The sequence below is a fragment of the Actinoplanes sp. NPDC051859 genome, assembly GCF_044452725.1.
GTDB lineage: Bacteria > Actinomycetota > Actinomycetes > Mycobacteriales > Micromonosporaceae > Actinoplanes.
Window position 1 is genome coordinate 242,194 of the sequence record NZ_JBITBX010000008.1, and the last position, 24,601, is coordinate 266,794.

The window sequence follows — 24,601 nt, forward strand, 5'->3', positions numbered from 1 at the left end:
GGTCACACGTCCGCGTCGTGGACGATCACCTGACGGATGACGTCGCCGCGGCCGAGGGAGTCGAGGGCGTCGTCGAGCTGGTCGAGGGGTAGCCGATGGCTGATCATGCCTTCGATGTCGAGTCGGCCGGCCCGCCAGAGAGCGAGCAGCCGTTCGAAGTCCCGGGGCGGGTACGCCGACCCGTACAGGGAGGGGATGATGCGTTTGCCTTCGAAGAGCAGCTCGAAGGGGCTGAACTCGACCCGGTGCTCGGCACTTCCGGCGCCCACGACGACGACGGTGCCACCGCGGCGGGCGGCCGTCCACGCCGTACGCAAGGTCTGGGGTATCGCCACGACGTCGAAGGCGTAGTCGAAGCCTTCGGCACCGGTGAGTTCGACCGACAGGTCGCTGAGGCCGTCCGGGGTGACCGCGTGGGTGGCGCCGAAACGGCGGGCCACGTCGTGTTTGGCCGCGACGGTGTCGACTGCCACGATGAGGGCCGCGCCGGCGATCCGGGCGCCCTGGATGGCGGCGATGCCGACGCCCCCGCAGCCGATGACGACGACGGTGTCGCCGGGCCGCACCGCGGCGGTGTTGATGACGGCGCCGACGCCCGTCATGACGCCGCAGCCGAGCAGCGCACCCACCTCGTACGGAACATCGTGGCCGATCTGCACGGCCCCGGCCCGGGGCACCACGATCTCGCTGGCGAACGCCCCGCAGCCGGCCATCGCGAAGGCGGGGATGTCGCCGGCCAGGAAGCGCGGCATGGCATACCCGGCCATCACGTGGGTCACGCACAGGTACGGCTCGTTGCGCAGGCAGGAGGTGCAGGTGCCGCAGGACGGTAGCCAGTTGACGGTGACGCGATCGCCGGGCGCGAGGTCGTCGACCCCCTCGCCGGTCTCGATCACGTCGCCGGCCGCCTCGTGGCCGAGCACCGCGGGCACCGGCTGGGGCAGGCGTCCGCCGCGGGCTGACAGGTCGGAGTGGCAGACGCCGGCCGCGCGGACGCGGATCCGGACCTCGCCCGGGCCGGGACCGAGGACGCTCACGTCGTCGCGGATGTCGAACTTCTCGTCACCGATGCCGTGGAGAACCGCCGCCCGCATCACGCCTCCTGTCGGAAAGTAGAACGCGTTCTACGCTAACGGGCGACCCTCCACCGAGCAAGCGATTGGGCAAGTACGCGCCCGGGCCGCCATAATCTCCCAGGTGACGACCACGAAGAAGGCCGCGCCGGGTTCGGAGCGCCGGGCACATCTGGTGCAGCTCGCCGGCGAGCTGTTCGCCGAGAAGGGTTTCCGGGCCACCACGGTCCGGGAGATCGCCGACGCGGCAGGCATCCTCTCGGGCAGCCTCTATCACCACTTCGACTCCAAGGAGTCGATCGGCGACGAGATCCTGAGCGCGTTCCTCGACGAGGTGTTGAGCGGCTACCGCACGGCTGCGGCGGCGAACGACGATCCGCGGGCCGCGATCGAGCAGATCATCCGGTCCAGTGCCGCCAGCCTCGACCGGCATCGGGCCGCGCTGGCCATGCTGGAGAACGACTGGAGCTACTTCAGCGGGCAGGAACGGTTCGCGTACCTGCGCAAGGCGATGAAGGAAATCGAGAAGACCTGGGTGCAGCAGCTCGAACGCGGCATCCAGACCGGCCATTTCCGCGCCGATCTGGACGCTCGGCTGACCTACCGCCTGCTGCGTGACATCCTCTGGATCCCCACCTTCTGGCGCCAGGGCCGCGGCGCCGCCTGGAACAGCGGCCAAATCGCGGACGGCCTCCTCCGCCTCCTCTTCGACGGCATCACCGCCCGCCCGTAAGCAAATCGCGCCGCCGCCAGCACGGCGCAGCCGCCCGCCCGCAAGCATGCCGGGCCGCCGCCAGCACAGCGCTACCACCCGCCCGTAAGCGAGCCGGGCCGCCGCCAGCACAGCGCTACCACCCGCCCGTAAGCGAGCCGGGCCGCCGCCAGCACAGCGATACCGCCCAACCGCAGGCCGGCCACGGCCGCCGCGAAAGCAGAACTCCACACGAGCGGCGGAGCTGTTACCCTCCCAAGCAAGCGCTTGGTCGTGGATGGAGGGTGGCCGATGGGTCGGCTGGACGGCAAGGTGGCTCTGATCACCGGCGGCGCGCGGGGCATGGGCAAGTCGCATGCCCGGCATTTCGTCGCTGAGGGCGCCCGCGTGGTGATCGGCGATGTCCTCGACGACAAGGGCCGGGCGGTTGCCGACGGACTCGGCGCATATTGCTGCCGATACGTGCATCACGACGTCACCAGCGAATCCGACTGGGCGGCTGCCGTTGCCACCGCCGTGGAGGCGTTCGGGCGGCTGGACGTGCTGGTGAACAACGCCGGGATCTTCCAGCACGCGACGATCGCCGAGATGACACCGGACGACTTCCGCCGGGTGATCGAGGTCAACCTGATCGGGAGCTGGCTGGGAGTGCGCCAGGTTGTCGCGCCGATGCGCACGGCCGGGGGCGGGTCGATCGTCAACGTGTCGTCGATCAAGGGCCTGTCGGGCGCGGCGGGGCTGTCGGCGTACAGCGCGAGCAAGTTCGGCGTCCGCGGGATCACCAGGTCGGCCGCGCAGGAGCTGGGGCCGTGGGGAATCCGGGTCAACTCCGTGCATCCGGGCGGAGTGCTGACCGCCATGGCGATGGCCGCGGGGCAGAGCATGACCGGCGTGGACCCCGGCGGGTTGCTCAAGCTGCTGCCGATCAGCCGGCTGGCCGAGCCGATCGAGATCTCCCGTCTAGTGGCGTTTCTCGCCGCAGACGAGTCTTCCTACTGCACAGGCGCCGAGTTCGTAGCCGACGGCGGCCTCCTCAGTGGACCAGGCTACTGACGCAGACGACACGAACGGACCGGGGTGCTCCAGATGAATCCTGAACTTCCCCTCCAAGGCCGGGTGGCGGCGGTAACCGGCGCGGCCAACGGGCTGGGTGCCGCCGAGGCCGCCGCGTTGGCCGTCGAAGGCGCCCGGCTGGTCCTCAACGACCTGCCCGGCCCGGCACTGGACGCCGTAGCCGAGAAGATCCGGGCGGACGGCGGCGAGGCGGTGGTCTGCCCGGGCGACGTCGCCGAGTGGTCCACCGGCGAAGCCCTGGTACGCACGGCAGTCGACTCCTTCGGCACCCTGGACATCCTCGTCAACAACGCGGGTGTACTCCGGGACCGAATGGTTTTTTCGATGTCCGAGCAGGAGTGGGACCTGGTCATCCGGGTGCACCTGCGCGGGCACTTCGTCACCACCCGGTTCGCCACGGCCTACTGGCGCGAGCAGAGCAAAGCGACCGGAAATCCCGTGTACGCCCGCATCATCAACACCTCCTCCGAGGCCTTCCTGCTCGGCTCGGGCGGCCAACCCAACTATGCGGCCGCCAAGGGTGGCATCGCGGCGTTGACGGTGTCCACCGCGCGCGGCTGCGCCCGCTACGGCGTACGCGCCAATGCGATCTGCCCTCGAGCTCGCACCGCGATGACCGGCGAGCTGATGGGTCCAGCCCCGGACGGTCCGGACCCGATGGCTCCTGAGCGGGTCGCGCCGTTGGTGACGTCGCTGGCCGGACCGGCTGGCGAGCGCATCACCGGCGAGGTGTTCGTGGTGCACAGCGACGTCGTGGCCGTGCTCGGACCGCCGACGGTCCGGGCAGCGCTGCACGCCCCGGACGGCCAGTGGTCGACGGCCGGGCTGGACGCGGCGCTGGCGCCGCTGTTCACCGCCGATCCGCCGGTGCCCGGCTTCGTCTGCGAGGAGACGTTGCCCTTGGCCGAGGAGACCTTCGGCGAATGAAACAGCGGTCGACCGTACGGATGTCAGCGGCCGAAGTGGCGGCCGTGCTGGAAGCGGCCCGCAAGGTGCAGATCGCCACCATCAACCCGGACGGTACGCCGCACCTGGTCACCATGTTCTACGGACTACACGACGGCGAGCTGGCGTTCTGGACCTCCCGGGACTCGCAGAAAGCTCGCAATCTGCGCCGCGATCCCCGCCTGACCTGCCTGGTCGAGGACGGCGACGACTACTTCGAGTTGCGCGGTGTGCAGGTGACTGGCGTCGTCCGGGTCATCGAGGATCTGCCCGGTGTGACGCAGATCGGCAGGCTGGTCGCGGCCCGGCTACCCGGCAGCCCGCCCCCCGAAGCCTTGACGGCTTATGTGGAGCGGGCTGCTGTGAAGCGGGTGGCCTATCTGGTCGAGGTGCGGCGGACGGTCAGCTGGGACCACCGCCGCCTGGTCACATGAGTTCGTCGGTGGTCGGGAACAAGACCGTCTTCACCTCGGTGTAGGCCTCGATGGCACCGCGGCCGCCCTCGCGACCCAACCCGGAGCGGCCGAATCCGCCGAAGGCCACGTGCGGTTCGAGCTGGTAGCCATTGATCGCCACGGTCCCGGCCCGGACTGCCCGAGTCATCCGCCAGGCGCGTTTGAGGTCCGAGGTGAACACGGTGGCGGACAGGCCGTAACTGGTGTCGTTGGCGAGCCGGACGGCTTCGTCCTCGTCGCTGAAGGGAATGACGGCGAGCACCGGCCCGAAGATCTCCTCCCGGGCGATGGTGGCGTCGTTGCTGACGTCGGCGAAGATCACCGGGTTGACGAAGTTGCCGGCGGCGAGCTCGCCGTTCGGCCGGTCGCCGCCGCACACGAGCCGCGCTCCTTCCTGCTGGCCGCGTTCGATGTAGCCGAGGACGCGCTGCAGGTGCCGTTCGCTGATCAGCGGCGAGGCGGTGGTCTCCGGGTCGAACGGGTCGCCGTAGGTGACCATGCCGGTCATCCCCTCGGCGATGGCGAGGAACTCGTCGTAGACGTCGCGGTGGACCAACGCCCGGCTCTGTGCCACGCAGGCTTGGCCGGACAGTCCCAGCGTCACCGTGCCCATGGTCAGGGTGGCGGCGGCGTACACCTCGGCGTCGGGGAACACGATGGCCGGGCTTTTGCCGCCGAGCTCGAGGCTGACCCGTTTGGCGCCTTCAGCGGCGGCGACCATGACCCGGCTGCCGACCGTACGGCTGCCGGTGAAGGTGATTTTGTCGATGAGCGGGTGGTGGATGAGCGCGTCGCCGGTCGGGTCGCCGGGGCCGGTCACCACGTTCAGGACGCCCGGTGGCAGGCCCGCTTCCTCGATCAGCCGACACAGTCGCAGCGTGGCGAAGCTGGCGTACTCGGAGGGTTTGAGGACGACCGTGCAGCCGGCCGCGAGGGCCGGGGCGAGCTTCTGCGCGGCGAGCAGCAGCGGGCCGTTCCACGGGATCACCGCGGCAACCACGCCGACCGGTTCGCGCAGGGTCAGCACGGCGTGTTCGCCGCCCTGATAGGCGGGCAGGGTCTCGCCGCCGAGCTTGTCCACCCAGCCCGCGTGGTGCTCGAAGACGTCGGCCACAAATTCCATGCTCATCGCGTACGCCTGGCCGAAGCTCAACGGCATCCCGTTGTCGAGCGCCAGAAGCGTGTCCAGCTCATCCGAGTGGGAGCGGATCAGTTCGGCGATCCGGTGGAGCACGCGGATCCGTTCCTTGGCGCGGGCGCGCGGCCACGGCCCCTCGTCGAAGGCCCGGCGGGCGCTGCGCACGGCAGCGTCGACGTCGGCGGTGGTGGCGACGGCGAACTCGCCGACGTGTTCGCCGGTGGCCGGGTGCACATGGGTCCACGTGCGACCGTCACTGGCGGATCGCCAGGAGTCGCCGATCAGCAGTTCACCGGTGGACAGCCCGACCGCGTCCCGCCTCGATTTGATCGACAGAACCATGAGACACCTCCGGCACGCAGGAATGAAACACGTTCTACTTCTGCGGAGGGTACGCTTCGGTCCGCGGGTCTGCCAGATACCCGGGCCATTCGCCGCCACCGTGCACGGCCAGCTCGGCACCACTGACATAGCCGGCCAGCGGCGAGGCGAGCAGCAGGCAGGCGTCGGCAATCTCGGCGGGCATCGCGGCTCGGCCCATCGGCACGGTCCGGGCAACGGCTTGCGGGTCCACCTGCGGCCCGTGCGTCTCCGTGTCCACCGGCCCGACAACGAGGGTGTTCACCCGGATCTTCGGCGCCCATTCCATGGCGAGACTGCCGGCCAGGTGATGCAGGCCAGCTTTGGCAGCACCATATGCGGCCGTGCCGGGCGAGGGCCGGGCGCCACTCATGCTGCCGATCATGATGATGTGGCCGCCTCCCGGCTGGTCCCGCAGCACCGGGTATGCCGCTTGGGAAACGTGCAGCGGGGCGAGCAGATTGAGCTCGATGACTTTCGCGTGCAGCCGGGGCGATGCGGTGTTGGCCGACACCGGCGGCGCTCCCCCGGCATTGTTGATCAGCACGTCGATCCCACCGAGTTGCTTCACAGCGGCGGCGATGAGCGCAGCAGCCTGCTCAGGGTCACGCACATCGGCGCGGAAGAAGTCAGCCACCGCCGACCCAGGTTCGGTGCGGCCGCAGACCAGCACGCGGGCGCCGGCGTTCAGGAAGGCGCGGGCGATGGCGGCGCCGATACCGCGGGTGCCGCCGGTGACCACCACCCGGCGGCCGGAAGCGTCGAGGGGGTGCATCCGTCGAGCGTAGACCACCAAGCAAGCGCTAGGTTAGGCTGCCGCCATGGCCGTAGAAGTGCAACCCGGCGCCATCACCGAAGTGACGATGAATTTTCCGCCGGTCAATGCGTTGCCGGCGGCCGGCTGGCTGGAGCTGGCCGATGCACTCACGAGGGCGGGCGCCGATCCGGCGGCCCGGGTGGTGGTGCTGGCCGCCGAAGGCCGCGGATTCTGCGCCGGCGTGGACATCAAGGAGATGCAACGCTCGCCCGGCCACGAGGCGCTCCTGGCCGCGAACCGCGGCTGCGCTGCCGCGTTTGCCGCGGTCTACGAATGCCCCGTCCCGGTGATCGCTGCGGTGCAGGGCTTCTGCCTCGGTGGTGGCATCGGCTTGGTCGGCAACGCGGATCTGATCGTCGCCGCCGACAACGCCGAGTTCGGCCTGCCCGAGGTGGACCGGGGCGCACTCGGCGCAGCGACCCACCTGGCCCGGCTGGTGCCCCCGCAGCTCATGCGCACGATGGTCTACACCTGTCGGCCGGTCTCCGCGCATGACCTCCAACGGTTCGGCTCGGTGCTCAGCGTGGTGCCCGCCGCGGAATTGCGGGCAGCCGCGCGCGAGGTGGCCGCGGAGATCGCCGGCAAGGATCCGGTGGTGATCCGACGGGCCAAGGAGTCGCTGAACGGCATCGATCCGGTCGACGTCAAACGGTCGTACCGGTTCGAGCAGGGTTTCACGTTCGAGCTCAACCTGAACGGCGCGGGTGACCGGGCACGGCAGAAGTTCGTCGAAGGACGGTGAGCGGTGGGTGAGGTGCTGACGATCCCGGACGTGGTGGGGGAACTGCGTTCCGGAATGACGATCGGGATCGGCGGCTGGGGGTCGAGACGCAAACCGATGGCTTTGGTACGCGCCATAGCCCGCGCCGGCCTCACCGATCTGACCGTGGTCAGCTACGGCGGCCCGGACATCGGCCTGCTCATCGCGGCGGGCTGCGTACGCCGGGTCATCACCGGTTTCGTGTCACTGGACAGCATCGCCCTCGAACCGCACTTCCGGCGCGCCCGGCAAGACGGCACGGTGGCGCTGACCGAGTGGGACGAAGGAATGCTGTACTGGGGACTCCTGGCCGCGGCGAACCGGTTGCCGTTCCTGCCGATCCGGGCCGGGCTGGGCTCCGATGTGACCCGGTTCGACCGTGAGCTGCGGACCGTGCGCTCGCCGTACCCGGATGATGAGGAATTGCTTGCTGTGCCGGCGCTGCGGCTGGATGCGGCACTGGTGCACCTGAACCGCGCCGACGAACGCGGCAACGGGCGCTATCTCGGGCCGGATCCGTACTTCGACGATCTGTTCTGCCTGGCGGCGCAGCGTCGGTTCCTGTCGTGCGAGCAGATTGTCGGCACCACCGCGCTGGCGGAGAATGGGCCACCGCAGGGGCTGCTGCTGAACCGGATGATGGTCGACGGCGTGGTGGAGACCCCGCACGGCGCCCACTTCACGAGCTGCGTTCCCGATTACGGCCGGGACGAGGCGTTTCAGCGCGAGTATGCGCGGGCCGCGGCCGATCCGAGTGACTGGAAACGGTTCCAGGCCACGTATCTTGACGTCGATGAGGCCGGCTACCAGGCGGCGGTGCACCACCATGGCTGAGCTGACGGCAACTCGCGCGGAGATCTGCGTGACAGCGTGCGCTGAGGTGTGGCGGGGCGACGGGGCGATCCTGGCCGGGCCGATGGCACTGATCCCCCGGCTGGGCGCCCGGCTGGCGCAGCTCACCTTCGCCCCGGACCTCGTCCTCAGCGACGGCGAGGCGACCCTGGTCTGCGACGACCGTCCGGAGGGATGGCTGCCGTATCGGGCGGTGTTCCAGGTGGTGGCGGCGGGCACCCGGCACGCCATGATGGGGGCGAGCCAACTCGACCGGTACGGCAACCAGAACATCTCCTGCATCGGCGCCTGGGAGCGGCCGTCCGCGCAACTCCTCGGCGTCCGGGGTGCACCCGGCAACACGATCAACCACGCGGTCAGCTACTGGGTACCGCGGCATTCGCCCCGGGTCTTCGTGGAGCACGTCGACGTGGTGTCGGGCATCGGATACGACCGGGCCACCGCGCTCGGCAGTCCCAGCAACCGTTTCCACGAGATCCGTACGGTGGTCACCGATCTCGCTGTCCTTGACTTCGCGACGCCGGACCGGTCGATGCGGCTGCGCTCGGTGCACCCGGGAGTGTCCACCGCAGACGTCGTACAAAAAACCGGTTTTGCTCTGGTGGTGCCCGACGCCGCGCCGGACACCCGGCTGCCCACCGCGGCGGAGTTGGTGCTGATCCGGCAGAGGCTGGACCCGGACGGCTTGCGGGAGAAGGAGCTGCGATGAGGACTCGGCTGACCGACCTGCTCGGCTGTCCGCATCCGGTCGTGCAGACCGGCATGGGCTTCGTGTCCGATGCCGCGCTCGTGGCGGCGACGTCGGCGGCGGGCGGCTTCGGCATCATCGCGTCGGCTGCCATGAGTCTCGACGAGCTGCGCGCGACGATCCGGCAGGTGCGGCAGCGCACTGACGCGCCGTTCGGGGTGAACGTTCGTGCCGACCTGCCGGACTCCGCCGAACGGATCGACTTGCTCATCACCGAGCAGGTCCGGTTGGCGTCCTTCGCGCTCGCACCGAGCCGGGACCTGATCCGCCGGTGCCAGGACGGGGGTGTGCTCACCATGCCGTCGGTGGGAGCGCGCCGGCACGCCGAAAAGGTGACGGCCTGGGGCGTGGACGCGGTGCTGGTGCAAGGCGGCGAAGGTGGCGGGCACACCGGGCCGGTGCCCACGACGTTGCTGCTGCCGCAGGTGGTCGACGCTGTCGACGTGCCCGTGGTGGCGGCCGGGGGCTTTTTCGACGGTCGGGGCCTCGTCGCCGCGCTGGCCTACGGCGCTTCGGGCATCGCAATGGGAACCCGGTTCCTGCTCACCTCGGACAGCCCGGTGAGTGCGGAGGTGAAGGCGCACTATCTGGCCGCTTCGGTCACCGACACCGTGGTGACGACGCGGGTCGACGGTGTCCCCCACCGCGTCCTGCGCACACCGTTCGTCCGTGCCCTCGAGGACGCCGGTCCGGTCAGCGGGTTGGTCCGGTCGGTCCGGCATGCCCAGGCGTTCCGACGGCAGACCGGGTTGTCCTGGGCGGCGCTGCTGGGCGCGGCGCGGGCCACCCGACGCGGACGCGGGCTGTCGTGGGCGCAGACGGTGATGGCGGCCAACACCCCAGCACTGTTGCGCACGTCGATGGCGCAGGGGCGGCCCGAAGCCGGAGTGATGCCCGCGGGGCAGGTGGCTGGGCTGATCACCGACCTGCCGTCCTGCGCCGAGCTGATCGACCGGATCGTCAAGGAGGCGGACGACCGGCTCGCGGCACTCAGCAGCGCTCGATGATCGTGACGTTCGCCTGACCGCCACCCTCACACATGGTCAGCAGGCCGTACCGGCCGCCGATGCGTTCCAGCTCGTGCAGCAGGGAGGTCAGCAGCCGCGCGCCCGTGCCGCCGAGCGGGTGACCGAGTGCTATCGCGCCACCGTTCACGTTGACCCGGGCCGGATCCGCCCCGGTCTCGTGCAGCCAGGCGAGAACCACCGCGGCGAACGCCTCATTGATCTCGAACAGGTCGATGTCGGCAACGGTCAGCCCGGCCCTGCGCAGGGCGTGCGCGGTGGCCGCGATCGGGGCGGTCAACATCAGGATCGGATCGTCGCCCCGGGCGGACAGGTGGTGGATGCGGGCCCGGGGATGCAGAGCATGCCGGCGGACAGCCTCGGCAGATGCGACCAGCAGCGCGGCAGCACCGTCGGCGATCTGGCTCGACGTGGCGGCAGTGGTCAGGCCGTCCGGCAGCAGGGGTGCGAGGGCGGCCATCCGTTCGGCCGAGGTGTCCCGACGCGGGCATTCGTCCGCCTCGCACTCGCCCAGCGGCGCCAGCTCGATCTTGAACCGGCCCTCATCGCTGGCGCGGACAGCTCGGCGGTGACTGGTCAGCGCGTATTCCTCGAGATCGGCCCGGGTCAGGTCCCACCGGTGCGCGATGGCGTCCGCGCTGCGGAACTGTGAGATCTCCTGATCGCCGTAGCGGGCGGCCCACCCGACCGAACCCGCGTACGGGCCGTGCGGCGCCATGGCGCTGCCGATAGACACCTGGCTCATGTTCTGCACGCCGCCGGCGACGATGAGGTCGGCGGTGCCGCTCATGACCGCCTGGGCGGCGAAGTGCACGGCCTGCTGCGCCGATCCGCACTGCCGGTCCACGGTGACACCGGGCACGTGCTCGGGGAGCCCGGCGGCCAACCAGCTCGTGCGGGCGATGTCGCCGGACTGCGGGCCGAGGGTGTCCACACAGCCAAGAATCACGTCGTCGACGGTCGCCGGGTCGACTCCGGTCCGCTCGAGCAGCGCGGTGATGACGTGGGCACCGAGGTCCGCCGGGTGCACCGTGGCCAAGCCGCCACCGCGCCGACCGACCGGACTGCGGACCGCTCCGACCAGAAACGCCTCCACGGTTGACGCCCTCCGCTCCGTCGTCTCTACTAGAACCTGTTCTAATCTAGCGGATCGGGGTCACCCATGCACGTGGGATATACGCACGAGCACGTGCAGCTGCGCCGGGAGCTGCGGGCCTACTTCGCCGACCTCATGACTCCGGAACTGCGTGCCGGGCTGGGCGACGGGCAGGGCGAATACGGCAGCGGGGAGGCGTACCGGGCGGTGGTCCGTCGGCTCGGCCGCGACGGCTGGCTGGCACTCGGCTGGCCCAAGGAGCACGGCGGCGGCGGGCGCTCCCGGATGGATCAACTCGTCTTTGCCGACGAGGCCGCGATGGCGGGGGTGCCGGTGCCGTTCCTGACCATCTACACGGTCGGTCCCGCAATCATGCGGCACGGCACCCCGGAACAGCGAGCGGCCCTGCTGCCGCGGATCGCCGCGGGCGAGGCTCATTTCTCCATCGGCTATTCGGAACCCGACGCCGGCACGGACCTCGCGGCGCTGCGCACCCGAGCGGTCCGCACCGGCGACGAGTACGTCATCACCGGCCAGAAGATGTGGACCAGCCTCATTCAGTACGCGGACTACGTATGGCTGGCCTGCCGCACCGGTGACGCGCCCCGCCACAAGGGTCTGTCCATCCTCATCGTGCCGACCGACGCACCCGGCTTCTCCTGGACGCCGGTCCGCACCCTGGCTGGCCCCACCACCAGCGCGACCTATTACGCCGACGTCCGCGTGCCGACATCCGCCCTGGTCGGCGTCGAGAACGAAGGCTGGCGGCTGATCACCGACCAGCTCAACCACGAGCGGGTCGCGCTCACGTCGGCGGCTCCGCTGCGCCGGACCTTGCGCGACGTCGCCGACTGGGCCGCCCAGACCCGCCTGCCCGACGGCCGCCGGGTGATCGACCAGGAGTGGGTACGGCTGCACCTCGCCCGAGTGCACGCGAAAACCGAGGTGTTGAAGCTCTTCAACTGGCGCACGGCGGCCGGGTCCGACGGCGCGCTCGCCGCGGCAGGAGCCTCCGCCGGCAAGGTGTACGGCACCGAACTGGCCGTCGAGGCGTACCGCCTGCTCATGGAAGTGTTCGGTCCGGCCGCCACGGTCCGGACCGGATCACCCGGCGCGCTGCTGCAGGGTCAGGTGGAGCGCCTGCACCGCTCCTCGCTGATCCTCACCTTCGGCGGCGGCACCAACGAGGTGCAGCGCGACATCATCGCCGCGGGCCCGCTCGGCCTGCCCGTCCGCCGATAGAGGTGCTGAGCATGGACTTCTCCCTCACCGAAGAGGCACGGGACCTGGCCGCCCTGACCAGAGACCTCGCCACCTCCGGGCGCCCGCTGTGGCCGGCCCTCGCCGAGGCTGGCGTGCTCGCCGCCGCACTGCCCAAAGCGGCGGGCGGCGAAGGGTACGGCCTCATCGAACAGTGCGCGATCCTCACCGAGTTGGGCCGAGCCGCATCCGGCGTGCCGTACCTGCCGTCGATCGTGCTGGCAGCCAGCGCACTCGCCCGCTTCGGCACCGAGGACCAGGTAGCCGAGTGGGCTGTGCCGGCGAGCCGCGGCGAGCTCGTCCTCACCGTGGCGAACGGTTCCCTGTCTGTCGACGCGGGGCGGGTGTCCGGCACGATTCCCGCCGTGCCGGCCGCCACCGTTGCGGCGCTGCTGCTCGTGCCCGTGCCGGACGCCGGCGTTTTCCTGGTCCGGCCCGACGATCCCGGCGTGCTCGTCGAAGGCCAACGGGTGGGCGGCGACACCGGCGCCGGCCAGGTGCTGCTCAGCGACGTCACTGTGCCCGCTGAGCGGCTGATCGCGGACCCGGCGGCGGTGCCGTGGCTGGCCGCGTACGCCACGGTCGGGGTGGGTGGAATGCAGTTGGGTGTCGTGGAACGCGCCCTGGAACTGACCGCCGAGTACGCCCGAAGCCGGGTGCAGTTCGAGCGGCCGATCGGGGCGTTCCAGGCGGTCGCGCAACGGCTCGCCGACGCCCACATCGATGTCGAAGCCCTGCGGGTCACGCTGTGGCAGGCAGCTTGGCGGCTCTCCGAGAACCTGCCGGCCGATGCCGAAGTCGCCACGGCCGGGTTCTGGGCGGCCGAGGCCGGACATCGCGTGCTGCATACCGCCGTCCACGTCCACGGCGGCGTCGGCATCGACCTGGACTATGCGCTGCACCGCTATTTCGAGGCCGCCAAAATGCACGAGTTCAGTGTCGGCGGCGCCACCGCCCAGCTGCGGCAGCTCGGCGAAGCCTTACGATCGCCGGTAGAACGCGTTACAGTTTTCGAATGAAATTCACCCTCGGCATCGCACTGAACCCCCTCGATCAGCTGGCCGCACTCGCCCGCACCGCCGAGGAATGCGGCTTCTCCGCCATCGCCCTGCCCGACTCCATCTTCTTCGCCGAACAGGTGGGTGCGAAATACCCGTACACCCCGGACGGCAGCCGCTTCTGGACCGGCGAAACACCGTGGGCCGACCCGATGGTCCTCGCGGCAGCCCTCGGCGCCGTCACCGAGCGAATCCGCTTCTACACCCAGGTTCTCAAGCTCGGCCCACGCCACCCGGTGCTCCTCGCCCGCCAGATCGGCTCCGTCGCCGCCCTGACCGGCAACCGCTTCGGCCTCGGCGTCGGCCTCGGCTGGAACCCGGAAGAAGCCCAATGGTGCGGCACACCCTTCGCCGAACGGGCCGGCCGCTCCGACGAAGCCATCGAGGTGCTCCGGCTGATCCTCGGCGGCGGCATGGTCGAATACCACGGCAAACACTTCGACTTCGGCCGCCTCCAGATGAGCCCCGCCCCCACCGCACCCGTCCCGATCTACGTCGGCGGCCACACCGAGCCGGCCCTGCGCCGCGCCGCCCGCGTCAGCGACGGCTGGACGTCAGCGATGATTCGCCTCGAAGACCTGCGCAGCATCGTCACCCGCCTGGCCGAGCTACGCGCCGACTACGGCCGCGCCGACGAGCCGTTCGAAATCCAAGCCGTCTGCATCGACGCCCCCGGCCTCGACGGCTTCCGCCGCCAAGCCGACGCCGGCGTCACCGACGCCATCGTCATGCCCTGGATGGTCAAAGGCTCCGGCCCGGAGGCCCCGCTAACCGTCAAACAGGACGCGATCCGCCGCTTCGCCGACCACATCATCGGCCCGCTCAGCTGACCGGTCAGAACGGCTCGTCCAGCCAGAACGGCTGCCCGCCGAGCTTCGCGACCGGCCCGTCGATCGGTCCCGCACGGGGCCGCCACCGCATTTCCCGTAGAGGAGTCATCCACCGATCAAAGGGCCCGGCTGCTTCTGCACTCTCCCACGTGTCCATCGCCCGATACGGTAAGCCATGCTCCGGCGGCGACGTCTGTCTTGCCGCCGCACGTTGCTTGACGTGGTTGCTGGCTGACCGGATAGGCGCTCGCTAGCCCTCGAAGGCGGCGTCCACCTGAGTGCCGGTGAGGCCGAAGTCGGCCAGTTCGTAGCGGTGGGCCGGCCGCCGCAGGCCCGAGCGGCTCTCGGCGTGCAAGCCAGCCATGGCAGCCCGTGTTTCGGCGGTCAGCGGCAGGCCCAGCGTGGTGTAGATGCCCGCCACCGTGCCGAGCGGATCGGCCACGAAGTCCTCGTAGTCGACATCGACGAACTGCGCAGCGGCATGCCGCGCCCGATCGGCGCGGAACTGGCGCACCCCGCGCGACCACAGGGCGAGCTGGGCCCGGCCGATCGCCGGTCCGGCGAAGCGCGTGGACCAGCCCCGCGCAACGCGGGCGTTGAGACTGCATACTGACGCGATCGCCGTACGCGGGGCTCGATGGGTCTGGATCACCACCGCATCCGGATAGACGGCGAGCAGGGCGTCGAGGGCGAACAGGTGGCTCGGGTTCTTCAGGACCCAACGCCGGCCCGGGTCGTTCAGGCCGATGAGTTGCAGGTTGCGGCGGTGCCTGCGGTAGGCGGCCGTCCAGTCCTGCTCGGCCAGCCAGGCCGAGTAGGAGGGGATGCGGGCCAGGCATTCGTAGGACACCGACATCATCGACTGGCACAGCAACCGCCAGCATTCGTCGACCTGGTCGGCGGCGGAGTAGTGCATGCCCAGAAACTCGGGGTCGGCCTCGTGCTGGCGGCCGTATCCGGCGTGGAGGGCGGCGTAGACCGGATGGTCGTTCCACGTGGCACGCGGCGGCCGGGGCTGCGGCGCATCGGCGAGCCACAGCTCGAGTCCCTGGTGGGCCGGGTCGGCGGTGAGCAGCCGGTGCAGGGCGGTGGTGCCGGTGCGGGGCAGACCGGTGACGAAGATCGGCTGCGGCACGGCGATGTCGGCGTGCGCTGGATACTGCTGCCACGCCACCTGCGCCAGGAGCCGGGAGATCAGGCCTCCGCGCACCAGCGTCCGGGTCACCTTGCTGCCGTCCGGGGTCAGGTCGCTTTCCTTTGCGTACGCGGACAGCAGCACCCGCAGCCCGTCGAGGTAGTCGTCGGCGCCGAAGTCGTCCAGGCCGGTGAGGCGGGTGGCTGAGGCGTGCAGGTCCTCGACCGTGCCCACGTCGGTGCGCGTGGTCTGCATGCGGTGTCCCCTGACGTTCAGTGGTGGAATTCGCCGCAGTTGACGTCGAGGCATTGGCCGGTGATGCCGCGGGCGAGGTCGGAGGCGAGGTAGAGCACGGCATCGGCGACCTCCTCCGGCGTCGGCAGGCGCCGCAGGTCCGTGGTGGCCGCGATCTCGTCGTAGATCTGCTGGGGTGGCACACCACGCTCGGCGGCCTGGAAGTCGAACCAGGCGCGCAGGCTGTCGGCCCAGATCCAGCCTGGTGCGACCGAGTTGACGCGGACGCCACGCGGGCCGAGCTCGCTCGCCAGGTTCTGCGCGACGGCGAGCAGCCCGGCCTTGGCCAACTTGTACGGCCCGAACGGCCGCCGCGAATGCCGCAGCACCGCCGAGTTCACCATCACCACGCAGCCGCCCACCGCCACCAGGGCATCGGTGAGGAGCCGGGTGAGCCGCAGCGCGGCGAGCACGTTGATCTCGAAACTGTCCCGCAGATCGACCAGGTCCACCTTGCCCAGGCTGCGCATCGGCGGCATCGCGAAGGCGTTGTGCACGAGCGCGTCGACCCGGCCGAACTCGGCCAGTGCCGCGTCGCAGAGTCGCCGGGTGGCGGCTTCGTCGAGCAGATCGGTGGGCACGACCAGCGCCCGGCGGCCCGCGGCTGTCACCTTGCCGGCGACCTCGTCGAGCAGGGATTCGGTGCGGGCGGCCAGCACCACGTCGGCGCCGGATTGGGCGGCGCGGACGGCGACGGCCTGGCCGAGGCCGGGTCCTACGCCGGAGACCAGGACAACCTTGTCGGTCAGCATCAGCAGTTCACCCCAGCATCCGGGCGGCGACGGCGGCCTGGCGGGCGGCAATCCGTTTCCGGTAGGCCGCCAGCTCGATCGGCTCGTGGTGCGGCAGGACTTTCGGCAGATCGGCAACGTCGACGATGTCCACCTGCGGCCCGTCCGCGGCAGTGAGCGCGCGAGACACCCGTTGCCAGCGCAGTTGCACGTACCCGCGGCGGTGTCCAGTGCATTCGAGCCAGTTGGGCACGCCGGGGTCGCGTTCGCTGATGACGTACCGAATCAGGCGGTCCGGGTCGATCCGCGCCTGCGGGACGGTGAGGCTGGTCTGGTGGTGGATGTAGTCCAGCGAGACGTACCACATGCTGCCGAGCTGGATGCCCTGGTAGGGCGCGCCCGACGCCGGGACGGTGACCACCATCGCCTGGTCGTCGGCGAGCTGATAGTGGCCGACCGAGGAATACTGCGTAGCCAGACCGCCGGGCGTGAGGCGGGGTGGGGTGAGGGTGTTCACCGGCAGCCCGAGGTAGAAGCGCTCGGCGAAGGCGTGGAAGGTCTTCAGCCGGCTGATGAGGATCTTGCCGGCGACGCCGTACCGTTTGGCGAGGGCTCGCTGGCTGAGCTGCGGTGGCGCCTGGCCGATCCGGTCGACGCGTTCGATGCGCAGCATGCCCGGCTGCTCGGTGGCCCAGTCGCTGAAAACCTCCCGCACCACGAGCATGGCGGAGCCCGGCGCGAGGGCAAACGCGTTGCGGCCGGTGCAGTCGGGGCCGAAGCGGATGCGGAACGAGCCATCGGCGTCGCATTCGAGCTCCCGGTCGTCGAAGGCGGCGAGGCTGTCCGGCACGTCGAGCGGGGTGTAGTCGCCGTCGAGGATCTGGAAGCTGAGGTCCGCGGTGCTCCCCCGGCGGCCGGTCACCAGGTATTCGGCGTCGTCGCGGAGCCAGGCGTGGAAGTACAACGTGTCGGGGTTGTCCAGACCCAGCTTGGTGTAGGGGCCGGTGGATCGGACGAAGTAGGGAAAGTCGCGGTCGTAGGCCCAGGCCATCTGCACTGCGGCACGGATGCTGCCGGCGAGGTAGTCATACCCCTCGGCCAGGTCCTGTTCGCCCTGCACATGGGGGGCCGTGGCGATGATCTGCTCCGCCTCGAGGATCGCGTCGGCGAACGGCTGAGTAAGCACAGCCCATGCTAGAACGCGTTCTAATATTCGGTCAACGAGCGTTGTTGCACGGCTTGACCATGAATGGAACGTGTTTCAGTCTGAGCGGATGACGCAGACGATGCGGGCGTTCAGAATGATCGACTGGAGCAAGCCACCGCAGGCAGAAACCGTGCCGGTGCCGGCGCCGGGCGCAGGTCAGGTGCTAGTGCGAGTCGCTGGCTGCGGACTGTGCCGGTCTGATCTGACCATGGCCCGGATGCCGCAGGGCCCGGGCGAGAAACTGGGCTGGGCAATGCCGTTCACGCTGGGCCACGAGACAGCCGGCTGGGTCGCCGCACGCGGTCCCGGCGTCCGCGACGTCAGCGAAGGCGATCCGGTCGCGCTGGCCGCCGCCACTTCCTGCGGCACCTGCTGGCACTGCGTCCGAGGACTCGACAACAGCTGCGTCCTGGGACTTGCCGGCCGGGGATACGGACGCGACGGCGGCCTCGCCGATTACGTCCTGGCCGACCGGCGTGCCCTGCTGCCGCTGGGCAGCCTCCACCCGCGACATGCCGGGCCCCTCACCGACGCGGGCGCTACGGCCTATCACGCGGTCCGACGCGCCCTGCCCCGAATCATGTCGGGTGGGACTGTCGTCGTGCTCGGCGCCGGCGGGCTGGGCGCCTTCGCGCTGCAATTCCTGCGGCAGCTGACCGCGGCACGCATCGTCGCCGTCGATCCAGCTCCGGATCGTCTTGCGCTTGCCGAGTCGTACGGAACCGTGCCGCTGCCCGGCGTGGACGACCAGACTCGCCGGAGCTTGCGGCAGTTGGTTGGCGGCTTCGGCGCGGATGCGGTGCTCGACTTCGTCGGCACTGACGAGACCATCGCGACAGGCCTCGCGGCGGTACGGGCGGGCGGCGCGTACGGCCTGATCGGGTCGGCGGGCGGGCGGCTGGCGACACCATGGTTCTCCACACTCCCCCGCGATGGCGAGGTATTCACATTCCAAGGTGGCTCTATCGCCGATGCGCAGGAGGTCATTGCGCTGGCACAGGCGGGTCTGATCGAGAACATCGTCGAGGAGTTCACATTCGACCAGACCGAAAAGGCCTACAAGAAGCTCACCAATGGACGCCTCAGCGGTCGCGCGGTGGTCCTGCTTACGTCCGAATTGGATCACCCCTTACCGAATGCTGACAGTTCCCGCGTACAGTCCTGATCCGAAACCGGTTTCCTGCCCTTGCCCCTTTTCCTTACTCCGCAGGAGACTCCCGCATGCGTAAGAGATTCACCGCCCGGCGTGCCCTCGGCGTGCCGGCGGCCGTGGTAGCCCTCGCCGGCACCCTGGCGGCAGCGCCGACCGCGCCGACCCACGCCGCTCCGGTCGAGGATGCCGTCGGCAGCACCTGGCTCGGCCTCGGCTACAACCAGGACCCGCTCTACCGCGGCGCCGACGACGACGAGCCGGTCCAGTGGCCCGACGACGACTTCGCCAAGCTGACGCAGCGCACGGACTTCATCAGCCCCGGCCTGGTTCGGATCATGATCAACCGGCCGTGGTTCAACCCCTCCGGCACCGTCGGAACCTACAACTGGAAGACCCCGCAGATGCAGAACGTGTTCCGCATCATCGCGCACTACCAGGAGCAGGGCACCAACGTGGTGACCGGCATGTGGGGTGTGAACAGCCGGGACTTCTACGTCTCCCCCGAGGCCGCCACGCTGCAGGCCGACCTGATGCGCAAGTTCAAGGACAAGGGCCTCGGCAACGTCGTCCGCTACAACGGCATCAACGAGCCGAACAACGACAAGGGCCTCAAGTACGCGGACTGGCGCACCGCCACCGCAAACCTGCGCACGGCGTTCGTCCGCGCCGGGCTCTCCCCGGACCTGATCGGCGGACCGGACACCGCCCAGGCCGGCATCGCCGCCCAGGACGGCGACCTCGGCCTCCAGTCGGTGCCGGTCGAAGCCGCGAACACCGAACAGAACCTCGTGTGGAAGAAGGCGGGAATGACGGGCTTCTCGGCCCGCTTCTACCGCACCCCCGACGCGACCGGCACCCACTGGACGTTCCAGGCGTCGAAGAACGGCACTTCCTGGACGAACGTCGACGTGCAGCAGACCGCACCGGTCAAGACCCACGCCACCAACCCCTGGTACCGCGTGGACGTCTCCCCGCGGGCCTTCCCGGACGGCACCAAGTTCCTGCGCCTCACGATGCCGCCCGCCCGCGGCATCGAACGCGCCGTCTCAGCGGTCACCCTGTTCACCGATTCCGGCAGCACCACGGATCCGATGAACGACCTGACCAAGACCGAGTCCCACTCCGCCGGCTGGACCTACCCGGGCGGCTCGAAGGTCAACGACTGGTGGCTGCAGTCCGCCCTGGACCGTGAGGTCGCGCAGAGCGAAGCCCACTTCTACGTGCACGAGGTCGACATCCCCGGCACCCCGCCCGAATACCCCGAGGCCACCCTGACCGAGGCCGTCAAACAGCTGAAGAAGGCCAACGGTGGTGGCACCGTCATCCTCGGCGAGACCGGCATGAAGGCCCCGGGCAACGACCCCGACAAGGACTACTCCTTCACCCGCGACTACCCCCACGGCGTCCGCATGGCCGACCTCGCCGTCCAGGAAGCCCGCGCCGGCGTCGACGGCGCCATGGCCTGGTGCCTCGACGGATACGCCCCGGAAACCCAGTGCGGCATGTGGGACCACACCAAGCCCCTGGAGCCGAAGACCCTGCGGCCGTGGTTCTACACTTGGAGCCTGCTCTGCCGCTACCTGCCGGCCGGCACCGAGATGTTCGCCCCACCGCAGCCGACTGGCGTGCGCGTGCTGAAGGCCAAGCTGCCGGGCGGCGGCTGGACCTTCGTGCTGGTCAACCGCAACAGCACCAACGCCAAGGTCACCGTCACCGCGCAGACCGGCACGATCACCCTGAACAAGTACGCCTACACCGAAGGCAACGCCCCGACCGACCCCACGACCGGCTTCCCGGTCCCGGCCGGCAAGCTGACCACCTCCTTCGACACCGGCCACGACCTGACGGTCGGCGCCAACTCGGTAGCGATCTTCACCACCGCTCCCTGACCCCCTCAACTGTGCGGGGCAGGTGGCCGGCCACCCGCCCCGCACACGGTTTCCGGTCGAGCGATGAGTTCGCGGGCGGTCGCCGGTCTAACCTTTTGACCGAGACAACCGACGCATCGGGAGTACGCCATGGGACTGATCCACCTCGAGCTGTTCGCGACCCTCGACCTGGTCGGGCAGGCGCCCGGCGGTCCCGACGAGGATCCTGCGGGATTCCCGTTCGGCGGGTGGCAGGCGCCGCTGATCGACGAGGTCGCCGGTGCGCAGATCACTGCCGCCTACGAGGGCACGGATGCCCTCCTGCTCGGCCGGCGCACCTACGACATCTTCGCCGGCTACTGGCCGCATCAGGAGGGCGGCGAGGACAACGAGATCGCGACGCTCTTCAACCGAATCCCCAAGTATGTCGCGTCGCGGGGCAAGCCTGAGCTCTCCTGGGCCGGGTCGACCCACCTGGGTCCGGACCTGGCCGCCGCGGTGCGGGAGATTCGCGACCGGCACGAGAACATCAAGGTCGTCGGCAGCCTGGATCTCGTGCAGACACTGCTGCGCGAGCGGCTCTTCGACCGCATCGACCTCTGGCTGCACCCGATCGTGCTCGGCGTCGGCAAGAAGGTGTTCGACGGCGGCGTCGTCCCGGCCAATCTCACCCTCCTGCAGCCGCCGGCAGCCAGTCCGAAGGGCTCCGTGTATCTGCAGTACGGGCTCGCCGAGGGCACACCCGCAACGGGCGACATGAGCGCCCCCGACCGCGGCATCTGAGGCCGACCATCCGGCGGGGCATGGCAGCAGCCGTGCCCCGCGCAGTTCAGGACGGCAGATCGACCCAGGCCACGGCACTGATCCGCCAGCCCGCGCCGGTCCGGACGAACTGGAACGTCTTCGTCCCCCGGCCGGTGAACGACTCGCCGTCCAGGACGCCGGACTTCTCGTAGGGGCAGCAGTGCTGGGCGATGCCGTCGAAGACCTCGGTACGGCCGGGTAGCGCCCACTCCCGGAAGTCGGACAGGCGATCGCCGGCGAGCAGAGCGCGGCGGGGTTCGATGAAACTGTCCACGTCGTAGACGGTCGGGTCCGGGCTACCGCTCGCGAAGATGACGGCCCGCGGGTGCAGGATCTCGCGGAGGGTGTCGACGCGGGCCGTGGAGTCCGGCCCGGACACGAATGCGGCGAAGAAGGCACGCACGAGGTCTTCGACAGCCTCGACATCGGTGGGGGTCACGCAGGAACGGTAACGGTTCAGGCGATCTTGCGCAGGCGGGCCAGGGCTTCGTCGGTCTCGGTGACCAGTTCGGCCAGCACGTCGGCGACCGGACGGACCTCGTTCATCCGGCCCACGATCTGCCCCACGGGCATCGGTACGACGCTCGGATCGCCGGCGTCCATCAGGCGGGAGTGCGCGTCTGCCACGAGAAGGTTCTGCAGCGGCATCGGCAATGGCGCCGGCGCTTCGTCCGTCGCCCAGGCGTCAGTCCAGCGGTTACGGAGCAGGCGGGCCGGTTTGCCGGAGTAGATCCGGCTGCGGACCGTGTCGCCCGATCCGGCGCGCAGCAATGCTTCGCGCAGAGCGGGCGCGCTGCGGTACTCCTCGGTGCCGAGCCAGATGGAGCCCGTCCACACCCCGGAGGCACCGAGGGCGAGGGCGGCCGCGATCTGCCGACCGCTGCCGATGCCGCCGGCCGCGCAGACCGGGGCCTGGTCCCCGACCGCGTCGACGATCTCGGGAATCAGCACCATGCTGCCGATTTCGCCGGTGTGGCCGCCCGCTTCGGCGCCCTGCGCGATGACGAGGTCGACCCCGGCAGCAACGTGACTGCGGGCGTGCGTGGCCCGGCCCGCCAAGGCAGCCACGACGAGGCCGTGGTCATGAGCTCGGGCGATCACGTCGGGCGGCGGCGGGCCGAGCGCGTTGGCGATCAGCCGGACCGGGTGGGACAGGGCCACGTCGACATGGGTACGCGCCACCGAATGCAACCACCCGAGAACGCCGGGGTGCGACGACGCGGCGGCGAGCGGGGGTACGCCGAGCCGCAGCAGTGTCCGTTCCACGAAGTCGCGGTGGCCGGGCGGGATGAGTCGGTCGAGGTCGGCGGGGGCACCTTCAGCCGGTTCGGTGCCGGGCATGACCACGTCCACGCCGTACGGGCGGCCGGCAGTTGCCGCGTCCAGCCAGGACAGGGTGGCGTCGAGGTCGGCTGCGTCGTTGAAGCGGACGCAACCCAGGACACCGAGACCACCCGCGCGGCTGACCGCGGCTACCACGTGCTCGGAGGGGCTGAAGGCGAGGATCGGGTAGTCGATGCCGAGGCGGTCGCACAGCTCAGTCCGCATGGGTCACGGCCTCGCCGGTGTGACTTTGTGCGTACCGTTGCGCCCAGCGGTAGTCGGCTTTGCCGCTGAGCGTACGGGTGATCTCGTCGACCCACCACAGCTCGCGCGGCACCTTGTAGCCGGCGATCCGCTGACGGAGATGCTGGTCGAGGTCGGCGAGGTCGGGTCGCTGGCCGGGCCGGGTCTGCACCAGCGCAGCGACGCGTTGGCCGAGCCGGTCGTCGGGGATGCCGATGACCAGGGCGTCGAAGACGCCGGGGTGGGCTTTGAGCGCGCCCTCGACTTCCTCGGGGAACACCTTTTCGCCGCCGGTGTTGACGCAGGTGTTGCCGCGGCCCAACAGGGTGATGGTGCCGTCGGGCTCGAGACGAGCGAGGTCTCCGGGTACGGCGTAGCGCTTGCCGTCCACCTCGGTCAGCAGCGTGGCGGTCTTCTCCGGGTCCTTGTGGTAGCCCAGCGGCAGGTAGCCGCCGCGGGCCAGTCGGCCGATGACGCCCACGTCGGCGGGTTTGCCGTATTCGTCGATGACGATGGTGTTGGGACCGGGGGTGAAGCGGGGGCCGTCGACGGCACCGCCTTCGATCTCGGCGACCACGCCCATGCCGGCGAAGCCGGTTTCGGAGGAGCCGATCGCGTCGGTGATGAGCACGTCCGGGAGCAGTTCGAGGAACTGACGTTTGACCACCGGGGAGAACAGCGCCGCGCTGGAGGAGATTGCGAAGAGCGAGGAGCCGTCGTAGCCGCCGGCGGAATAGGCCTCGATCATCGGGCGCGCCATCGCGTCGCCGATGAGCACCACGACGTTGACCTTGTGCCGGGCGATCGCCTGCCAGGCGGCAGCAGCGTCGAAGTGGTGCAGCACCACCACCGTGTCGCCGCCGAAGAGGGCAGCGAGCGCAGCCCATTGCGCGTTGCCGTGGATGAGCGGGGCGAGGCAGAGGCGGACCATCCCCCCGGTTTCCACGCCACGGCGAGACTGCGCCCATTCGTCCTCGAGCGGGATGCCGGACATGAAGTCGACGCCGCCGCCGAGCACCCGCCACACGTCGGCGTGGCGCCAGATCACGCCCTTCGGATAGCCGGTGGTGCCGCCGGTATAGAGCAGGTAGAGATCGTCGCCGGAGCGTTCCGGGAAGTCGCGAATCGGTTCACCGGCGGCCAGGGCGTCGGCGTACGGCATGCTTCCGGCGGCGGCCAGGTCCGCATCCGAGCCGTCGGGGAGCGCAACGACGGTGTGCAGGCCGCTGGTGGCGGGCCGCACGTTGGCGACGCGGGGGGCGTACTTGCGGTCGTGAATCAGCGCGGTGAGGTCAGCGTCGGCGAAGAGAAACTGCAACTCGTTCTCGACGTACCGGTAGTTGATGTTCACGACCGCGGCCCGGAGCTTGTAGACGGCGAGCATGGCCGCCACGGCGTCGATCGAGTTGCCCGCGTAGAGGCCGACGTGGTCGCCCGCGCCGACGCCACGGGAGGCGAGGAAGTGCGCCAGTCGGTTGGCATCGGCTTCGAGGTCCGCGAAGGACACCGATCGGTCGCCACAGGCTACGGCGATGCGGTCGCCGAAGGCGTCGACCGCGTGTTCGAACAGATCCGCTATATTGGCCGCCATCCCTCGAAACTAGAACGTGTTATTGTCCGCTTGCAAGGTCGGAGAATTC

General features: G+C 70.0%; 24 protein-coding genes. 14 read left to right on the forward strand and 10 right to left on the reverse strand.

The annotated features are described in order from the left end of the window. Positions 1 to 2: 2 nt before the first annotated feature. Positions 3 to 1,094, reverse strand: coding sequence for a zinc-binding dehydrogenase (locus ACIA1L_RS21880; protein ID WP_396074703.1), 1,092 nt, complete (start codon positions 1,092 to 1,094; stop codon positions 3 to 5). 103 nt (positions 1,095 to 1,197) lie between these two features. Between ACIA1L_RS21880 and ACIA1L_RS21885 the strand changes: the two genes are divergently transcribed. The 4 genes from ACIA1L_RS21885 to ACIA1L_RS21900 all read left to right on the forward strand — a co-directional run bounded on the left by ACIA1L_RS21885 (position 1,198) and on the right by ACIA1L_RS21900 (position 4,238). After that, positions 1,198 to 1,806: a TetR/AcrR family transcriptional regulator gene (locus tag ACIA1L_RS21885; protein ID WP_396074704.1), complete on the forward strand. Its 609-nt coding sequence runs from the start codon at positions 1,198 to 1,200 to the stop codon at positions 1,804 to 1,806. A 270-nt stretch (positions 1,807 to 2,076) separates the two neighbouring features. Further along, on the forward strand, positions 2,077 to 2,838 hold the full coding sequence (locus ACIA1L_RS21890; RefSeq protein WP_396074705.1) for a glucose 1-dehydrogenase: 762 nt from the start codon (positions 2,077 to 2,079) through the stop codon (positions 2,836 to 2,838). A gap of 33 nt (positions 2,839 to 2,871) precedes the next feature. Further along, on the forward strand, positions 2,872 to 3,786 hold the full coding sequence (locus ACIA1L_RS21895; RefSeq protein ID WP_396074706.1) for an SDR family NAD(P)-dependent oxidoreductase: 915 nt from the start codon (positions 2,872 to 2,874) through the stop codon (positions 3,784 to 3,786). Continuing rightward, positions 3,783 to 4,238, forward strand: a complete 456-nt coding sequence (locus tag ACIA1L_RS21900) for a pyridoxamine 5'-phosphate oxidase family protein (RefSeq protein WP_396074707.1) — start codon at positions 3,783 to 3,785, stop codon at positions 4,236 to 4,238. The genes ACIA1L_RS21895 and ACIA1L_RS21900 overlap by 4 nt, the downstream gene beginning before the upstream one ends. Here the strand turns inward: ACIA1L_RS21900 and ACIA1L_RS21905 are convergent. Continuing rightward, the gene (locus ACIA1L_RS21905; protein ID WP_396074708.1) at positions 4,231 to 5,739 is read right to left on the reverse strand and encodes an aldehyde dehydrogenase family protein; all 1,509 of its coding nucleotides are present in this window, start codon (positions 5,737 to 5,739) and stop codon (positions 4,231 to 4,233) included. The two genes, ACIA1L_RS21900 and ACIA1L_RS21905, sit on opposite strands and share 8 nt — an antisense overlap. A 34-nt stretch (positions 5,740 to 5,773) precedes the next feature. Further along, positions 5,774 to 6,532, reverse strand: a complete 759-nt coding sequence (locus ACIA1L_RS21910; protein WP_396074709.1) for an SDR family oxidoreductase — start codon at positions 6,530 to 6,532, stop codon at positions 5,774 to 5,776. A gap of 46 nt (positions 6,533 to 6,578) precedes the next feature. On the opposite strand from ACIA1L_RS21910, the gene ACIA1L_RS21915 reads away from it, so the two are divergent. From ACIA1L_RS21915 to ACIA1L_RS21930, 4 genes are read left to right on the forward strand one after another with little or no spacing between them, the layout of a single operon-like run. Continuing rightward, on the forward strand, positions 6,579 to 7,316 hold the full coding sequence (locus tag ACIA1L_RS21915) for an enoyl-CoA hydratase family protein (protein ID WP_396074710.1): 738 nt from the start codon (positions 6,579 to 6,581) through the stop codon (positions 7,314 to 7,316). A 3-nt stretch (positions 7,317 to 7,319) separates the two neighbouring features. Beyond that, positions 7,320 to 8,168, forward strand: coding sequence for a CoA transferase subunit A (locus ACIA1L_RS21920; RefSeq protein ID WP_396074711.1), 849 nt, complete (start codon positions 7,320 to 7,322; stop codon positions 8,166 to 8,168). Further along, positions 8,161 to 8,895, forward strand: a complete 735-nt coding sequence (locus ACIA1L_RS21925) for a CoA-transferase subunit beta (RefSeq protein WP_396074712.1) — start codon at positions 8,161 to 8,163, stop codon at positions 8,893 to 8,895. Before ACIA1L_RS21920 ends, ACIA1L_RS21925 begins: the two co-directional genes overlap by 8 nt. Then, a complete protein-coding gene (locus tag ACIA1L_RS21930; protein WP_396074713.1) occupies positions 8,892 to 9,941 on the forward strand; it encodes an NAD(P)H-dependent flavin oxidoreductase in 1,050 nt (349 codons plus the stop codon). The genes ACIA1L_RS21925 and ACIA1L_RS21930 overlap by 4 nt, the downstream gene beginning before the upstream one ends. On the opposite strand, the gene ACIA1L_RS21935 is transcribed toward ACIA1L_RS21930, so the two are convergent. Beyond that, a complete protein-coding gene (locus ACIA1L_RS21935) occupies positions 9,925 to 11,055 on the reverse strand; it encodes an acetyl-CoA C-acetyltransferase (protein ID WP_396074714.1) in 1,131 nt (376 codons plus the stop codon). The genes ACIA1L_RS21930 and ACIA1L_RS21935 overlap by 17 nt on opposite strands. 66 nt (positions 11,056 to 11,121) lie before the next feature. Here ACIA1L_RS21935 and ACIA1L_RS21940 point away from each other — a divergent pair, with 66 nt between their 5' ends. From ACIA1L_RS21940 to ACIA1L_RS21950, 3 genes are read left to right on the forward strand one after another with little or no spacing between them, the layout of a single operon-like run. Beyond that, on the forward strand, positions 11,122 to 12,297 hold the full coding sequence (locus ACIA1L_RS21940) for an acyl-CoA dehydrogenase family protein (RefSeq protein WP_396074715.1): 1,176 nt from the start codon (positions 11,122 to 11,124) through the stop codon (positions 12,295 to 12,297). 11 nt (positions 12,298 to 12,308) lie between these two features. Beyond that, the gene (locus ACIA1L_RS21945; RefSeq protein WP_396074716.1) at positions 12,309 to 13,334 is read left to right on the forward strand and encodes an acyl-CoA dehydrogenase family protein; all 1,026 of its coding nucleotides are present in this window, start codon (positions 12,309 to 12,311) and stop codon (positions 13,332 to 13,334) included. Further along, on the forward strand, positions 13,331 to 14,203 hold the full coding sequence (locus tag ACIA1L_RS21950; protein WP_396074717.1) for a TIGR03619 family F420-dependent LLM class oxidoreductase: 873 nt from the start codon (positions 13,331 to 13,333) through the stop codon (positions 14,201 to 14,203). Before ACIA1L_RS21945 ends, ACIA1L_RS21950 begins: the two co-directional genes overlap by 4 nt. A gap of 250 nt (positions 14,204 to 14,453) precedes the next feature. Here ACIA1L_RS21950 and ACIA1L_RS21955 read toward each other — a convergent pair whose 3' ends face one another. From ACIA1L_RS21955 to ACIA1L_RS21965, 3 genes are read right to left on the reverse strand one after another with little or no spacing between them, the layout of a single operon-like run. After that, a complete protein-coding gene (locus ACIA1L_RS21955) occupies positions 14,454 to 15,593 on the reverse strand; it encodes a sulfotransferase family protein (RefSeq protein ID WP_396074718.1) in 1,140 nt (379 codons plus the stop codon). A 17-nt stretch (positions 15,594 to 15,610) separates the two neighbouring features. After that, positions 15,611 to 16,384: an SDR family oxidoreductase gene (locus tag ACIA1L_RS21960; protein WP_396074719.1), complete on the reverse strand. Its 774-nt coding sequence runs from the start codon at positions 16,382 to 16,384 to the stop codon at positions 15,611 to 15,613. A 7-nt stretch (positions 16,385 to 16,391) separates the two neighbouring features. Beyond that, positions 16,392 to 17,549, reverse strand: a complete 1,158-nt coding sequence (locus ACIA1L_RS21965; protein WP_396074720.1) for a hypothetical protein — start codon at positions 17,547 to 17,549, stop codon at positions 16,392 to 16,394. Positions 17,550 to 17,637: 88 nt separating this feature from the next. Between ACIA1L_RS21965 and ACIA1L_RS21970 the strand changes: the two genes are divergently transcribed. From ACIA1L_RS21970 to ACIA1L_RS21980, 3 genes are all read left to right on the forward strand, one after another. Next, the gene (locus tag ACIA1L_RS21970; protein ID WP_396074721.1) at positions 17,638 to 18,735 is read left to right on the forward strand and encodes an alcohol dehydrogenase catalytic domain-containing protein; all 1,098 of its coding nucleotides are present in this window, start codon (positions 17,638 to 17,640) and stop codon (positions 18,733 to 18,735) included. 56 nt (positions 18,736 to 18,791) lie between these two features. Further along, a complete protein-coding gene (locus ACIA1L_RS21975) occupies positions 18,792 to 20,612 on the forward strand; it encodes a hypothetical protein (RefSeq protein ID WP_396074722.1) in 1,821 nt (606 codons plus the stop codon). Between the two features lie 129 nt (positions 20,613 to 20,741). Next, positions 20,742 to 21,374, forward strand: a complete 633-nt coding sequence (locus ACIA1L_RS21980; RefSeq protein WP_396074723.1) for a dihydrofolate reductase family protein — start codon at positions 20,742 to 20,744, stop codon at positions 21,372 to 21,374. 46 nt (positions 21,375 to 21,420) lie between these two features. Here ACIA1L_RS21980 and ACIA1L_RS21985 read toward each other — a convergent pair whose 3' ends face one another. The 3 genes from ACIA1L_RS21985 to ACIA1L_RS21995 are packed head-to-tail and all read right to left on the reverse strand — an operon-like array spanning position 21,421 to position 24,552. Further along, positions 21,421 to 21,834, reverse strand: coding sequence for a nuclear transport factor 2 family protein (locus tag ACIA1L_RS21985; protein ID WP_396074724.1), 414 nt, complete (start codon positions 21,832 to 21,834; stop codon positions 21,421 to 21,423). Positions 21,835 to 21,851: 17 nt separating this feature from the next. Next, positions 21,852 to 22,943 (reverse strand): NAD(P)H-dependent flavin oxidoreductase, encoded by a 1,092-nt coding sequence (locus tag ACIA1L_RS21990; protein ID WP_396074725.1) that lies wholly within the window; start codon positions 22,941 to 22,943, stop codon positions 21,852 to 21,854. After that, entirely contained in the window at positions 22,933 to 24,552 is a 1,620-nt protein-coding gene (locus ACIA1L_RS21995; protein WP_396074726.1) for an acyl-CoA synthetase, read from the reverse strand. The genes ACIA1L_RS21990 and ACIA1L_RS21995 overlap by 11 nt, the downstream gene beginning before the upstream one ends. Between the last annotated feature and the right edge of the window lie 49 nt (positions 24,553 to 24,601).

Bases quoted from the DNA above. Each gene is read 5' to 3' on its own strand.
- ACIA1L_RS21880 (WP_396074703.1), bottom strand. From the start codon at position 1,094: ATGCGGGCGGCGGTTCTCCACGGCATCGGTGACGAGAAGTTCGACATC.
- ACIA1L_RS21890 (WP_396074705.1), top strand. From the start codon at position 2,077: ATGGGTCGGCTGGACGGCAAGGTGGCTCTGATCACCGGCGGCGCGCGG.
- ACIA1L_RS21895 (WP_396074706.1), top strand. From the start codon at position 2,872: ATGAATCCTGAACTTCCCCTCCAAGGCCGGGTGGCGGCGGTAACCGGC.
- ACIA1L_RS21900 (WP_396074707.1), top strand. From the start codon at position 3,783: ATGAAACAGCGGTCGACCGTACGGATGTCAGCGGCCGAAGTGGCGGCC.
- ACIA1L_RS21905 (WP_396074708.1), bottom strand. From the start codon at position 5,739: ATGGTTCTGTCGATCAAATCGAGGCGGGACGCGGTCGGGCTGTCCACC.
- ACIA1L_RS21910 (WP_396074709.1), bottom strand. From the start codon at position 6,532: ATGCACCCCCTCGACGCTTCCGGCCGCCGGGTGGTGGTCACCGGCGGC.
- ACIA1L_RS21915 (WP_396074710.1), top strand. From the start codon at position 6,579: ATGGCCGTAGAAGTGCAACCCGGCGCCATCACCGAAGTGACGATGAAT.
- ACIA1L_RS21925 (WP_396074712.1), top strand. From the start codon at position 8,161: ATGGCTGAGCTGACGGCAACTCGCGCGGAGATCTGCGTGACAGCGTGC.
- ACIA1L_RS21930 (WP_396074713.1), top strand. From the start codon at position 8,892: ATGAGGACTCGGCTGACCGACCTGCTCGGCTGTCCGCATCCGGTCGTG.
- ACIA1L_RS21940 (WP_396074715.1), top strand. From the start codon at position 11,122: ATGCACGTGGGATATACGCACGAGCACGTGCAGCTGCGCCGGGAGCTG.
- ACIA1L_RS21945 (WP_396074716.1), top strand. From the start codon at position 12,309: ATGGACTTCTCCCTCACCGAAGAGGCACGGGACCTGGCCGCCCTGACC.
- ACIA1L_RS21950 (WP_396074717.1), top strand. From the start codon at position 13,331: ATGAAATTCACCCTCGGCATCGCACTGAACCCCCTCGATCAGCTGGCC.
- ACIA1L_RS21955 (WP_396074718.1), bottom strand. From the start codon at position 15,593: ATGCAGACCACGCGCACCGACGTGGGCACGGTCGAGGACCTGCACGCC.
- ACIA1L_RS21960 (WP_396074719.1), bottom strand. From the start codon at position 16,384: ATGCTGACCGACAAGGTTGTCCTGGTCTCCGGCGTAGGACCCGGCCTC.
- ACIA1L_RS21970 (WP_396074721.1), top strand. From the start codon at position 17,638: ATGACGCAGACGATGCGGGCGTTCAGAATGATCGACTGGAGCAAGCCA.
- ACIA1L_RS21975 (WP_396074722.1), top strand. From the start codon at position 18,792: ATGCGTAAGAGATTCACCGCCCGGCGTGCCCTCGGCGTGCCGGCGGCC.
- ACIA1L_RS21980 (WP_396074723.1), top strand. From the start codon at position 20,742: ATGGGACTGATCCACCTCGAGCTGTTCGCGACCCTCGACCTGGTCGGG.
- ACIA1L_RS21990 (WP_396074725.1), bottom strand. From the start codon at position 22,943: ATGCGGACTGAGCTGTGCGACCGCCTCGGCATCGACTACCCGATCCTC.
- ACIA1L_RS21995 (WP_396074726.1), bottom strand. From the start codon at position 24,552: ATGGCGGCCAATATAGCGGATCTGTTCGAACACGCGGTCGACGCCTTC.